The 13,017-nt window shown below is 76.0% G+C and carries 10 protein-coding genes; 6 read left to right on the top strand and 4 right to left on the bottom strand.

From position 1 onward, the window contains the following. Positions 1–3 precede the first annotated feature (3 nt). The 6 genes from VKK44_RS13500 (at position 4) to VKK44_RS13475 (ending at position 5,653) form a co-directional block, all read left to right on the top strand. Positions 4–654 carry a TetR/AcrR family transcriptional regulator gene (locus tag VKK44_RS13500; RefSeq protein ID WP_343447294.1) on the top strand — a complete coding sequence of 217 codons (651 nt, stop codon included), beginning with the start codon at positions 4–6 and terminating at the stop codon, positions 652–654. A 53-nt stretch (positions 655–707) separates the two neighbouring features. Next, entirely contained in the window at positions 708–2,018 is a 1,311-nt protein-coding gene (locus tag VKK44_RS13495) for a flavin-containing monooxygenase (protein ID WP_343447293.1), read from the top strand. Beyond that, a complete protein-coding gene (locus VKK44_RS13490; RefSeq protein ID WP_343447292.1) occupies positions 2,015–2,839 on the top strand; it encodes an SDR family NAD(P)-dependent oxidoreductase in 825 nt (274 codons plus the stop codon). The genes VKK44_RS13495 and VKK44_RS13490 overlap by 4 nt, the downstream gene beginning before the upstream one ends. A gap of 236 nt (positions 2,840–3,075) precedes the next feature. After that, positions 3,076–4,317 carry a sensor histidine kinase gene (locus VKK44_RS13485; RefSeq protein ID WP_343447291.1) on the top strand — a complete coding sequence of 414 codons (1,242 nt, stop codon included), beginning with the start codon at positions 3,076–3,078 and terminating at the stop codon, positions 4,315–4,317. A 41-nt stretch (positions 4,318–4,358) separates the two neighbouring features. Beyond that, entirely contained in the window at positions 4,359–4,955 is a 597-nt protein-coding gene (locus VKK44_RS13480) for a response regulator transcription factor (protein WP_343447765.1), read from the top strand. A gap of 8 nt (positions 4,956–4,963) precedes the next feature. Then, positions 4,964–5,653: a hypothetical protein gene (locus VKK44_RS13475; protein ID WP_343447290.1), complete on the top strand. Its 690-nt coding sequence runs from the start codon at positions 4,964–4,966 to the stop codon at positions 5,651–5,653. Between the two features lie 9 nt (positions 5,654–5,662). Here the strand turns inward: VKK44_RS13475 and VKK44_RS13470 are convergent, their stop codons facing one another. The 4 genes from VKK44_RS13470 to VKK44_RS13455 form a co-directional block, all read right to left on the bottom strand. Then, positions 5,663–6,673, bottom strand: coding sequence for a LacI family DNA-binding transcriptional regulator (locus VKK44_RS13470; RefSeq protein WP_343447289.1), 1,011 nt, complete (start codon positions 6,671–6,673; stop codon positions 5,663–5,665). Then, positions 6,670–9,090 carry a glycoside hydrolase family 3 C-terminal domain-containing protein gene (locus VKK44_RS13465; RefSeq protein ID WP_343447288.1) on the bottom strand — a complete coding sequence of 807 codons (2,421 nt, stop codon included), beginning with the start codon at positions 9,088–9,090 and terminating at the stop codon, positions 6,670–6,672. The genes VKK44_RS13470 and VKK44_RS13465 overlap by 4 nt, the downstream gene beginning before the upstream one ends. 231 nt (positions 9,091–9,321) lie before the next feature. Beyond that, a complete protein-coding gene (locus tag VKK44_RS13460) occupies positions 9,322–10,569 on the bottom strand; it encodes an ROK family transcriptional regulator (RefSeq protein ID WP_343447287.1) in 1,248 nt (415 codons plus the stop codon). A gap of 80 nt (positions 10,570–10,649) precedes the next feature. Continuing rightward, complete coding sequence (locus VKK44_RS13455) at positions 10,650–12,983, bottom strand: TIM-barrel domain-containing protein (RefSeq protein ID WP_343447286.1); 2,334 nt, start codon at positions 12,981–12,983, stop codon at positions 10,650–10,652. Positions 12,984–13,017: the final 34 nt, after the last annotated feature.

Genomic DNA, 13,017 nt, shown 5'->3' with positions numbered 1-13,017 from the left:
CGGATGACCATGCCCCGCCGCCGGCCGGGCCGGCCCCGCCGCGACGACCAGCGACCGACCCGCGACCTGGTGCTCGCCGCCGCCACCGCGCTGTTCGCCGAGCGCGGCTTCGACGCGGTCAGCGTGCGCGACGTGGCTGCCGCGGCCGGCGTCGACGTGGCCACCGTCGCCCACCACACCGGCACCAAGGCGCAGCTCTACGACGCCTGCTTCGCGCGGGTGTTCAGCGCCGAGCGGGAGGCCGTGGAGGCGGCCGGGGAACGCGCCCGCGTGGCGCTGGCCGCCGGACCGGCCGACGCGGTACGCGCGCTGCACGACCTGGTCGACGTGTTCGTCGATTTCCTGGAGGACCGGCCGGAGACCACCGCGCTGTGGTTGCGCCGCTGGTTGGAGCCGCGGCGGCACACCGAGCTGGACCGGCGTTACGCCGCGCCGTTGTACGCGCAGGTGGAGGCGTTGCTCGCCACGGCGGCGGCGGCCGGGGCGCTGGTCGAGCCGGCGCCGCACGTGACGGTGCGCAGCCTGGTCTGGGCGGTGCACGGGCACGTGGTGGCGCTGGCCGCGGGCGCCGGCTCCGCCGCTCGGGAGCGGCGGGAGTTCCGCGCGTTCGTGCACCGCTTCCTCGACGGGCTCTACCCGCCGGCCACCCCTTGACCGCGGCACCAGCGCCGGGGATTATCCATCAGTCGTTGGATAAAGGGGTGAGGATGGCGCAACGATTCAGGGTGGCGGTCGTCGGCGCCGGCGCGGCCGGACTGGCCACGCTCAAGGCACTGGCCGACGCCGGCGTGCCGGCGGTCGCGTTCGAGGCCGCCGACACCGTCGGCGGCCTCTGGGTCTACGGCGCGCCCGGCTCACCGGCCTACCGGACACTGCACCTCAACACCAGCAAGGGGCGCACCGAGTTCGCCGACCACCCGATGCCGGCCGACTGGCCCGACTACCCCGACCACACCCGCGTCGCCGGCTACCTCGGCGACTACGCCGACCGGTTCGGTCTGCGCGCGGCGGTGCGGCTGCGGCACACCGTCGACCGGGTCACCCGCACCGCCGACGGCTGGCGGGTGCACGCCACCGGCCCGGACGGGCCGAGCGCGCTCGACGTCGAGGCCGTGGTGGTCGCCAACGGGCACAACCGGACGCCACACCGGCCCGACCCCTATCCCGGCGAGTGCGCCGCCGAACAGCTGCACAGCCACGACTACCGCGGCCCGGAACAGCTCGCCGGCCGGCGGGTCCTCGTGGTCGGCGGCGGCAACTCGGCCATGGACATCGCCGTCGACGCCTCGTACGCCGCCACCCGGACGCTGCTGTCGTTGCGCCGCGGCGTCTGGGTGGTGCCCAAGTACCTGCTCGGCCGCCCCGCCGACACGCTCAACGGGGCGCTGGCCCGCCGGCTGCCCTGGCGGCTGCGGCAACGGATCAGCCAGCGCATGCTCACCACCGTCGTCGGCCCGCCCACCCGCTACGGACTGCCCGCCCCGACACACGGCTTCCTCCAGGACCACCCGACGCTCTCCGACGCGCTGCTGTCCCGCCTCACCCACGGCGACATCCACGCCCGGCCCGGCATCGCCCGCTTCGCCGGCGACCGCGTCGAGTTCACCGACGGCCGCGTCGACGCCGTCGACCTGGTGGTGTGGTGCACCGGTTACCGGGTGACGGTGCCGTTCCTCGACGCCGGCCTGCTCGGCGACGGCGCCGACCGGCTGCCGCTGTACCGGCACGTGTTCCACCTCGACGCCCCCGGGCTGGCGTTCGTCGGGCTCATGCAGTCCACCGGCGCGGCGTTCCCGCTGCTGGAGGCGCAGGCCCGGCTGGTCGCCGCCCGCCTGGCCGGCACCTGGACGCCACCGGAACCGGCCCGCCAGGCCGCCGCCTGCCGCACCGAACTGCGCGCCGCCACCGCCCGGTGGGGACACCGCCGACCGCACATGCGGGTCGACTTCGACGCCTACCTGGCCGAACTGCGCCGGGAACTGGCCGCCGGGCGGCGCCGGGCCGGAGCGGCCCGGTGAACGCGCTGGCCGGCCGGCGGGTGCTGGTCACCGGCGCACGCGGCACGTTCGGCCGGCGCCTCGGCGCCGCGCTGACCGCCGCCGGCGCGCACGTGATCGGGCTGGACCTGCACGCCGACGCCGACGCCACGCCACCGGTGCTCGGCGTCGACCTGACCGACCCGGCGGCCACACCCGACGCGGTGGCCGCCGCCGTCACGCGGCTCGGCGGGCTGGACCTGCTGATCAACAACGCCGGCGTCGGTGGGCCCGCCCCCGCCGAACTGCCCCCGGACGAGGTGGTACGCCGGCAGATCGAGGTGAACCTGCTCGCCGCCTGGCGGACCACCGCCGCGGCGCTGCCCGCCCTGGAGGCCGCCCACGGCCGGGTGGTCTTCGTGGCCAGCCGGATGGCCGTGCTGCCGCTGCCCCTCGCCGCCGCGTACGGGGTGAGCAAACGCGCGCTGGTCGCGTACGCCGACGCGCTGCGCCACGAGGTCGGCACCCACGTCGGGGTCACCGTCGTCTACCCCAGCATGGTCGCCTCCCCGATCCACGACAGCACCGTCGCGGCCGGGCTGTCGCTGAGCGGCGTGTCCCGCCCGGAGCCGGTCGAGGGCGTGGTCGCGGCGATCCTGCGCGCCGCCGCCGCCCGCCGCGCGCCCCGGGACGTGGCCACCACCCGGCGCGGCCGGCTGGAGCTGGCGGTGGCCCGGCACGCGCCGGCGCTGGCCGACCGGCTGGTGCGGCGGACCGTCGCCGGGCGCGTCGCCGCCGGGGACCTGGACGGCGCGACGCTGGCCGCCGGGATGCTCCGCCGGCACCGGCAGGGCGGCCGGTAGCCTGCCCACCATGCCCGGCTGCGCCAGCACGTCGGCCACGACCTGCTCGTGCTCCCCGGGATCAGCGCCGTGGTGACCGACGACGCCGGGCCCTGGTCCGCGGCGCCGGGCGACCGGCACCCGGCGCTGTCCCGCCCGGACAGCCTCTGAGCTGGCGCGACACGTAGTGCTAGGTCTACCCCGAGGGTCGTCCCAGCGTGCTGTCACGGCCGAAGACGGCCCCCTAACCTGGGCACATGACAGACACGCTGCTCAGGGCGGTGACCGGGCGACGGTTCCTGCTCTCGGCCTGGTCGTGGCGTGGCTTCGCCTACTCCTCCACGACGGCGGTGGCCGCCGGCCTGCTGTGGCTCGTGCTGGCGGTGCCGCTGACACCGCTGATCTCGGCCGCCGTGATCCTGACCGCCGGGCGCACCGGTGACTACCTGATCGTGGCGGCCTGCCTCGGGCTGATCGGGGTGGGCCTGCTCGCGCTGCTGGGGCCGCGGTTGGCGCTCTCCATGGCCCGGGCCGAGCGGTGGCGGCTGCGGCTCGCCGGTGACACCCCACCGCCGCCCGGGCGTCGCGGCGCGCTCTACACCGACCCGGCCACCTGGCGGGCCGTGGCCTACATGGTCCTGCTCGGCGTCGTCGGACCGATCTGGCTCGGCGTGCTCGGGATCGTCGGGCTGCTCGTCGTGTCGACGCCGCTGTCGGTGGAGCACCGGATCTCGGTCGCCGACTCGCTGCCCGGCATCGTCGCACGCGCCGGCGGCGGGCTGCTGCTGATCCCGGCCCTGCTCTACCTGAGCGCGTTGTTCGGCGGCGCGCACGCCGCGCTGGCCCGGATGCTGCTGTACCCGGAGCGGTCCGAGGAACTGGTCGAGGTGGCCCGGTCCCGGACCCGGCTGGTGCACGCGTTCGACGTCGAACGGCTGCGCATCGAGCGTGACCTGCACGACATCGCCCAGCAGCGCCTGGTGGCCCTGACCATGCAGATCGGGATGGCCCGGCTCGACCTGCCGCCGTCCTCACCGGCCGCTGCCGCGATGGCCTCCGCGCACGAGCAGGCCAAGACGCTGATGGCCGAGCTGCGGAACCTGATTCGCGGCATCAGCCCGCGTACCCTGCGGGAACTGGGCCTTCGCGCCGCGGTGGAGGAACTGGCCGCGGCGAGCTGCCTGGAGGTGCGCGTCGACGTCGCCCCGTCACGTCTGCCGGCGGAGGTGGAGGCGGTCGCGTACGCGGCGATCTCCGAGGCCCTGGCCAACGCGGTGAAGCACGCCGCGGCCAGCGAGGTCACCGTCACCGCCCGGCGGGCGGCCGAGCGGCTGGTGGTCGAGGTGCGCGACGAGGGCGGCGGCGGAGCCGACCCCGGACGCGGATCCGGGCTGACCGGGCTCGCCGACCGGGCCGCGGCGGCCGGCGGCCGGCTGCTGATGTCGAGCCCGCCCGGCGGCCCGACGATCCTGCGGGTGGAGCTGCCGTGCGCGTCGTGATCGCGGAAGACTCGGTGCTGCTGCGGGAGGGGCTGACCGCGATGCTGCCCCGGTTCGGCATCGAGGTCGCCGCCGCGGTCGGGGACGCCCCCGCGCTGCTGGCCGCCGTCCGCGAGGACCGTCCGGACCTCGTGGTCACCGACGTCCGGATGCCGCCGAACCACACCGACGAGGGGTTACGGGCCGCCGTCTCGCTGCGTGCCGAGGACCCCCGGCTCCCGGTGGTCGCCCTCAGCCAGTACGTGCAGCACAGCTACGCCGGGGAACTGCTCGCCTCGGGTTCCGGCCGGTCCATCGGCTACCTGCTCAAGGACCGCATCGGCGACGTGGCCGAGTTCGCCGGGCAACTCCGCCGGGTGGCCGACGGCGCCACCGTGGTCGACCCCGAGGTCGTCCGGCAACTGATGCAACGCCGCCGCGACCCGCTCCGACAGCTCTCGGCCCGCGAACGCGAGGTCCTCAGCCTGGTCGCGCAGGGGCACTCGAACGCGGCCACCGCCCGGATCCTGTCCCTGACCGAGGCCGGTGTCGCCAAGCACATCGGCAACGTCCTCACCAAGCTGAACCTGCCGCTCAGCGACGACACCAACCGGCGGGTCCTCGCCGTGCTCGCCTACCTGCGCAGCCGATCCGACTAGGAGTCCCCTTGGTCACCACCACCGCCCGGCGTCCCGACGCCGGGCTCCTCACCATGGCCGTCGTCCTGGCCGCCGCGTTCTTCCTCGGCCCGCTCGCGCTGGGCCCCGACCGGCTCGACGACTTCCCGCGCCTGTTCCTCGCCTACTGGTCCGCGGGCGGTCCGGACTTTCCGCCCGACCTCCAGCACGCCGTCGACCACCAGTTCCGCTACCACCTGGTACGGGTGCTGATCGCGGTGCCGCTGCTCGCGGTGCTGGTGACGCTGGCCCACCGGCGCCGCCGGTTGCGGCTGCCGGTCGGGGCGCTCGCGCTCGCCGCGGCGGTGCTGCTGATCGCCAACGTCCAGGGGGCCGTGTCGCCGTTCGGCACGCTCCTGCCGCATCTGGCGTCCAGCACGGGCGACACCCGGCTGGCCGTGCTGGCCCAGGTGCGGGACCAGCTCGACCACGGCCCGGTGTCGCCCGCGCTGGAGGTGATGCTCGACGAGTATGTGCGCTGGCATGTGGTGAAGGCCGTGCTGGTCGGCCTGCTGGCCGCCGCCCTGGCCGGCCTCGCGGTGCGGTCGTGGCGTCCACGCCGGTGGCTCAGCCTGCTGCTGGCCCTGCTGGCCGTGGCCGCGCTGGTGGTCGTGGCGGCCAACGTGACCACCGTGGTCAACCCCGGCCCGCCGTTCCTGCTTCTCCTCCAGGGCGGTTGACAGGTGGGGTCACCGGCTGGTGTCGCGTACGGTCAGCGTCGGTTCCAGCAGTGTCACCTCCGGCACCGGCTCGTCACCCAGCCGCCGCATCAGCAACGTCACCGCCTGCCGGCCCACCTCCTCGGCCGGCACCGGCACGCAGGTCAACCCGGACGGTTCGGCCAGCTCGTCGGGGCAGATCGCGACCACCGAGACGTCGCGCGGCACCCGCCGGCCCAGCGTCGGCAGCGCGGCCAGCACCGGCCCGACCGCCGACTCGTTCTGCACCACCAGCCCGGTGACGTCGGGGTGGTCGGCGAGCAACGCCGCCAGGTCCCGGCGCACCGCGGCCGGGCCCTCCTCGCAGGGCCGGGTCACCGCGTCGACGCCGAGCCGGTCGGCCGCGGCCACCACGCCGGCCCGGGTCCGGTGGGCGAAGCCGGTGCCCCGGTCGTAGACGGCGGCCGGGGCGCCCAGCAGCGCGATCCGCCGGTGCCCCGCGCCGGCCAGGTGCTCCACGCACAGCTCCCCGGCCCGCCGGAAGTCCAGGTCCACGCAGGCCAGGCCGGTGCTGTCGGCCGGGTGCCCGATCAGCACGCCGGGCAGCGCCAGCTCCCGCAGCAGCGGCACCCGGGAGTCCTCCAGCTCCACGTCCATCAGCAGCACGCCGTCGACGAGCGCGCTGCCGGCGATGCGGTGCAGCCCGGCCGGTCCCTCGTCGGCGGTGACCAGCAGCACGTCGTGGTCGTAGCGGCGGGCGGTGGTGACCACCGCGGTGGCGAAGCGCATCACCACCGGCACCTGCATGCCGGTGCGCAGCGGCAGCACCAGCGCGATCACGTTGGCCTTGCGGCTGGCCAGGGCACGCGCGCCGGCGTTCGGGTGGTAGCCCAGCGCGCGGACGCTGGCCAGCACCCGCCCCCGGGTGGCCGCCGAGATGGTGCGTTTGCCGCTGAGCACGTACGACACGGTGCTCGCCGCCACCCCGGCGTGGCGGGCCACGTCGGCGATGGTGACCTGCTCGCCGGCCCGGCCGCTCACCGGGCCGTCCCGGTGCGCCCGGCCGCCGGCGTGGCCGTCCCGGCGCCGCCGCGCACGGCGAGCGCGCCGACCAGCCGGATGTCCCGGGCGGAGCGGCCCACCAGCACCGAGTGGGTGGCGTCCTCCACCACCATCGCCGCGCGGGTTTCGTCCCACCAGGCCAGGTCGGCGGTGCGCAACCGCAGCGTCACCCGGGCCGTGCACCCCGGCTCCAGAGTGACCCGGGCGAAGTCGCGCAACTGCCGCAGCGGCTGCTTGACCCGGGAGCGTCGCTGCCGGGTGTAGAGCTGCACCACCTCGGTGCCCGGGCGGCGGCCCGTGTTGGTGACCTCGACGCTCACCTCGACCTCCTCGCCGGTGTGCGCCGTGGCGGTGCTCAACCGGAGGCCAGCGTAGTCGAACTCGGCGTAGCTGAGCCCGTGGCCGAACGGGTACAGCGGCTCGCCCCGGTGGTAGAGGTAGGTGGCGTCGGCGCCGATCACGTCGTAGTCGAGCAGGTCGGGCAGCTCGGCGGTGTCGGCGTACCAGGTCTGGGTCAGTCGGCCGCCCGGGTCCTCCGCGCCGAGCAGCACGTCGGCCAGCCCGTTGCCGTGCTCCTGCCCGCCGTGGGCGCTCCACAGCACCGCCGGCAGGTGCTCCCGCGCCCAGCCGACCGCGTACGGGTAGCTGCTGGTGAGCACCAGCACGGTGCGCGGGTTCGCGGCGTGCACGGCCCGCAGCAGTTCGAGCTGTCCGGTGGGCAGGTCCAGGTCGACCCGGTCCTCGGTCTCCCGGCCGTTGACCATCGGGTGGTTGCCGAGCACGACCACTGCCACGTCGGCGGCGGCGGCCAGCGCGGCGGCCTCGGCCGCGCCGTCGACGCGCAGCTCCACCGTGAACGCGGCGGGCTCGGCGACCGCGACGCTCAACCGGCCGTCCGGGGCGGCACCGACGTGCCGGCCGGTGGCGAGGTGGTGCAGCAGCACGGTGCCGTCGGCCCGGTGCCGCAGGCGGAACGTCTCGCGGACCACCCAACCGCCCGGGCCGGGACGGTCGTCGACGAGCGCCCCGGCGTCGTCCGCGCCCACGTACCGGCCGTGGTGGGCCGCGCGCAGCGCCACCACGCCCTGCCCCCAGTCGACCACGTCGAACTCGCTGGGTGCCGCGTCGGCGAGCGTCAGCGGTCCGCCGTCGACGCACCGGACGACCCGGTCGCCGACCCGCAGCGTGATCCGGTCGACGCCCGGGTGGGTGGTGACCTCGGGCAGCCGTCCCAGCAGCCCGTCGTACGCGCTGACCGTGTACGGCGGGGTGCCGCTGTACCAGTCGGTGAGCACGGTGTCGGCGAGCGGGCCGAGCACCGCGACCCGCCGGTCGGGGGCGAGCGGGAGCAGCCCGTCGTTGGACAGCAGCACGACCGACTGGCGGGCCGACTCGCGGGCCAGTTCCCGGTGGGCGGGGCAGTTCACCACGTCGGCCGGCACGTCGGCGTACGGGTCGTGGCCGGGCGGGTCCAGGTCGCCCAGGCGCAGCCGCACCGACAGGATCCGCCGGACCGCCCGGTCCACGTCGGACTCGACGACCAGCCCGCGGGCCAACGCCTCGGTGAGCCGGTCGACGGTGGGGCCGGGGTCCTCGTCGTCCTCGGTGAAGCTGTCCACGCCGGCGCGCAGCGCGGCGGCGAAGCCGGCCACGTGGTCGGGCAGGTACTCCTGCACGCCGGCGATGTTGCCGACCGCACCGGCGTCGCCGACGACCATCACCTCGTCGTCGGCCCAGCCGCGCAGCTCGCCGTCGATGAGCGGGCTCAGGTGCGCGGGCACGCCGTCGACCAGGTTGTACGACGCCATCACGGCGACCGCCGCGCCGGCGGCCAGCGGTGCGCGGAAGGCCGGCAGCTCGTACTCGTGCAGCACGCGCGGCGGCAGGTCGCTGGAGGTGGTCGCCCGGTCGGTTTCGTTGTTGTAGCCGAGGAAGTGCTTGAGCGTCGGCGCGGTCCGCAGCCGGGTGGGGTGCGCGCCGCGCAGCCCGGACGCGTAGGCGGTGGCGAGCCGGCCGGTCAGCCACGGGTCCTCGGACCAGCCTTCCTCGTTGCGTCCCCAGCGGGGGTCGCGCAGCGGGTTGACCACCGGCGCCCACACGTTGAGACCGACCCGCTGCGGGTCGGCCCGGTGCTTGGCCCGCACCTCGTCGCCGACGGCGGCGCCGACGGCCCGGATCAGGTCCGGGTTCCAGCTCGCGGCCAGGCCGAGCGCCTGCGGGAAGACGGTGGCCGTGCCGAGCCAGGCGACGCCGTGCAGCGCCTCCGTGCCGGTGCGGAACGCCGGCAGGCCGAGCCGGGGGACCGGCGCCTGCCACTGGTGCAGCAGGCCGAGTTTCTCTCCGACGGTGAGGCGGGCGAGCAGGTCGTCGACGCGGTGGGGGGTGTGGTCGGTCATGGCGGGCGCCTCCGGTGGGCGTGCGGGTCACGCAACCGGCCGTCGAAGCGCTTCGACGGCCGGCCGGTGGAGGGCCGCACGCACGCGAAAAAGGGGGTGGGGTGGTCGGCGGGTCGGCCCGGTGCGGTGGTGAAGCGCTTCGACAGCCGCCGGAAAACATGCCGCCCGCGGATTGCCCGGTCCGGAAGCGGCGCTACCGAGGTTGGCACCCGGGGCCGGTGCGGTCAAGGGTCAGGCGGCGGGGAGTTGCCCGGCCTCCACGGCGGCCAGTGCGGCGGTGGCGCCGCCCAGCGCGCTGGCGGCGGGCCCGAGCGTGCTGGCCTCGATCCGGACCCCGGCCGGCGGCGCGAGGGTGCGGGCGGCCAGTTCGGCGCGGGCGGCCGGCAGCAGCCACGGCGCGAGCGTCGCCAGGTGCCCGCCCACCAGGACCACCTCCGGGTCGAGCAGGTCGACCAGGACGGACACCGCGTGGCCGAGCTGCCGGCCGATCTCGGCGAGCCCGGCGCGCACCGGCTCGTCCCCGGCGCGGGCGAGCGCCTGGATCCGTTCGATCTCCGGCAGGTAGTCGGTGACCGGACCGTCGTGCGTGGCGTCGGGCAGTAGGCGCCGCACCACGGCGTCCACACCGGCCACCGTCGTGAGGCAGCCGCGGCGCCCGCACCGGCACGCCGGGTCCGCGAGCCCCACGGTCGCGGACGGAGGGTTGTCGGCCAGGACCGGCAGGTGGCCGATCTCGCCGGCGAAGCCCCGGCCGCCGCGCAGCAGCCGGCCGCCGCTGACCAGGCCGGCGCCGACCGTCAGCCCGCCGGTCAGGTGCACCAGGTCGGCGGTGCCGGCGTACGGGCCGTGCCGCAGCTCCGCCGAGACGGCGAGGTTGGCGTCGGTGTCCACGCCGACCGGGAAACCCGGGTCGCGCAGCGCGCGGCGCAGCTCGGCGGCGAGCGGCACGCCGCGCCAGCCCAGCGCGGGCGCCCACGGGACGGCGCCGTCGGCGTCCACCAGGCCGGGCACGCCCACGGTGAGGCCGAGCACCGTGCGGTCCGCGCCGGTGACCCGGGTGACCGCCCGTCGGGTGAGCGCGGCGAGCGCACGTACCGTCTCCTCGGGGCCGGCGGTCGCGGCGGCGAACGCGCGTCGCCAGGTGAGCAGCCGCTCGCCGGCCAGGTCGGCGGCGACCACGACCAGCTCGTCGGCGCCGATCTGGAGGCCGAGCCCGACGTAGCGGGCGCCGTCGAGCACGAGCATGGTGGCCGGGCGGCCCACCCGGTTCTCGGTCAGCCCGGTCTCGCGCAGCAGCCCGCGCTCGATCAGCTCGCTGACCAGGCTGGAGACGGTCGCCTTGTTGAGGCCGGTACGGGCGGCGACGTCGGCGCGCGAACAGGGCGCGTGCCGCCGGACGTGCCGCAGCACCACGGCCCGGTTGGCGACCCGCACGTCGCCGAGGTCGGCCGTCTGGACCGACCGGTCGATGCTGATCACGTGCTGCCCGCCTCCTGCGCCACGTCCGTCGGGTTCGGCTACACCTTAAACTAAATCGGCACGGTTCCCGCTCCGGCGGTTCAGCCGCCGAACCACGGTGCGAACGGGGTCACCGGGACCGCCTCGCCGTCGAGCACGATCCGGCGCGGCGGGTCCGCCCCGACCACGCTGACCCGGCGCACGTCCAGCGGCCCGTCCACGCGTACCCGCAGCGTGTCGCCGTCGCGCGCGGCGGTGACCGTGGTGTCGCCGTCGTCGTCGCGCACCACCGTCACGCCGTCGGTCCCGCCCCACGCCACCAGCGTGACGTCGCGGAACGGGCCCTCGGCCACGGTGGGCGCGGGCGCCACCACCGGGACCAGCGCGCCGCGCCGCACGTACAGCGGGAGCCGGTCGATCGGCACCCGCACCCGCAGGTGCCGGCCGCCGGCGTGGCGCTGCCCGGTCGCCGCGTCCAGCCAGTCGTCGCCTGAGGGCAGGTAGACGGCGCGTTCCCCGGACGGGTCGAACACCGGCGCCACCAGCAGGTCGGTGCCGAGGCGGTACTCCAGGTCGGTGGCCCAGGCGGCCGGGTCGTCCGGGGTGTCGACCAGCAGCGCCCGCAGCATCGGGCTGCCGGTGCGGGCCGCGTCCACGGCCGCCGACCACAGGTACGGCAGCAGCCGGTACCGCAGCCGCAGCGCCGCCACCGCGTGCCGTTCCGCCTCCGGCGGGAAGTCCCACGGCAGCCGGCTGGTGGTGCCGTGCAGCCGGACCAGCGGCGACAGCGCGCCGAACTGTGTCCAGCGCACGTACAGGTCGGGCTCGGGCGTGCCGTGGAAGCCGCCGGTGTCGTGGCTCCAGAACGGCACCCCGGACAGGCCGTGGGACAGCCCGCCGCGCAGCGTGCTGGCCATCCCCGGCCAGGTGGCGTTGACGTCGCCGCTCCACTGCGCGCTGTGCCGCTGCCCGCCCAGGTACGACGAGCGCGCCCACACCGTGCGGTGCCCGGCCACCTCCCCGGTGACGTCGGCGACCACGTCGTTGAACAGCAGCGCGTACACGTTGTGCAGCTCGACGCCGGTCATGCCGTTGTGCGCCACCGCGTCGGCGGGCACCCCCTCGGCGAAGTCGGTCTTGAACACCGCGACGCCCTGGGCCAGCAGCGGTCGCAGCAGGCCCTGGAACCAGCGCACCGCCGCCGGGTTGGTCAGGTCCACGATCGCGCAGACCGGGTAGCTGCCGTGCCAGGTGTCCGCGACGTACGTGCCGCCGTCCGGGCGGCGCAGGAAGTAGCCGGCGGCCTCGGCGTCGGCGTACAACGGGCTGTCGGTCATCAGGTAGGGGTTCATCCACAGGCACACCCGGAAGCCCTGCTCGGCGAGGTCCTTGAGCAGGCCGGCCGGGTCGGGGAACGCCTGCTCGTCCCAGCGCAGCTCGGACCAGCGGCCGGCGACCTGCCAGTAGCAGTCCAGGTGCAGCACGTCGCACGGGACGTCCCGTGCGCGGATGAGCCGGGCCCGCTCCCGCACCCGCTGCTCGCTGTCGGGGAAGAACCCGGAGGAGATCCAGGCCCCGAACGCCCAGCGGGGCGGCAGGTACGGCCGGCCGGTCAGCGCGTCGAGCCGGTCCAGGATCTCCGCCGGCGTCGGGCCGGCCAGCACGTAGTAGTCGAGCAGGTCGTCCGGGACGAGGATCTGCACGCTGCTGTGGGTGCTGGCGCAGACGTCGAACTGCACCGGCAGGCCGCTGTCGACCAGCACGCCGTAGCCGCGGTCGGACAGGTAGAACGGCACGTTCTTGTGCGACCGGTCGGACTCGCCGCCGAACGCGTCGAAGTTCCACATCAGCGGTCGCTGGCCGCGCTTGTCCAGCGGGGTGAACTTCTCGCCGAAGCCGACGAACCGCTCGTCGCCGGGCGCGACGAAGCTCTCGTGCCAGGCGACCGGGTCGCCGTCGAAGGTGGACCGTCCGAGCGGCAGCGTGCGCCGCCGGCCGCTGATGTCCCGGGTGCCGCCGTCGGCGGCCACCAGCACCCGACCGTCGGCGTCGAGGAAGCGCAGGCCCCACGGGTCGAGGCGGACCTCGGCGCGGACACCGCCGGCGTCCACCCGCGCGTACGCGTCGTCGACGCTCACCCCGGCCGGGTGCGGCACCGGCCGGGTCAGCGTCAACGCCCGGGCGCAGCGGCTGCGGACCGAGAGGTCGTCGGTGAGGCGTACCCGCAGGATCCCGTCCCCGGCGGCCTCGACCCGGGCGACGAGCGTGCGGCCGGAGGCGCAGGTGGCGGTGAGCGTGACACCGTGCGGATCGGTCGCGGCCACCTCGGCCCGCAGCACGTCGTCGGCGCCCTCCTCGCCGGGGGCGCGCACCGGCAGGTCGGGCGGGTCGGCCACGAAATTCTCGTACGGGACCAGGGGTGGGCGGTACGGCATGGGCGTCTCCTCGCGGCGACACGGGCGGTCCCGC

Origin of the sequence: Micromonospora sp. DSM 45708, assembly GCF_039566955.1 — a bacterium.
Classification (GTDB): domain Bacteria; phylum Actinomycetota; class Actinomycetes; order Mycobacteriales; family Micromonosporaceae; genus Micromonospora.
The sequence above is the reverse complement of the archived record's forward strand: the minus strand, read 5'-3'. Positions and strand labels throughout refer to the sequence as shown.

Bases quoted from the DNA above. Each gene is read 5' to 3' on its own strand.
- VKK44_RS13500 (WP_343447294.1), top strand. From the start codon at position 4: ATGACCATGCCCCGCCGCCGGCCGGGCCGGCCCCGCCGCGACGACCAG.
- VKK44_RS13495 (WP_343447293.1), top strand. From the start codon at position 708: ATGGCGCAACGATTCAGGGTGGCGGTCGTCGGCGCCGGCGCGGCCGGA.
- VKK44_RS13485 (WP_343447291.1), top strand. From the start codon at position 3,076: ATGACAGACACGCTGCTCAGGGCGGTGACCGGGCGACGGTTCCTGCTC.
- VKK44_RS13480 (WP_343447765.1), top strand. From the start codon at position 4,359: ATGCTGCCCCGGTTCGGCATCGAGGTCGCCGCCGCGGTCGGGGACGCC.
- VKK44_RS13465 (WP_343447288.1), bottom strand. From the start codon at position 9,090: ATGACCGACCACACCCCCCACCGCGTCGACGACCTGCTCGCCCGCCTC.
- VKK44_RS13455 (WP_343447286.1), bottom strand. From the start codon at position 12,983: ATGCCGTACCGCCCACCCCTGGTCCCGTACGAGAATTTCGTGGCCGAC.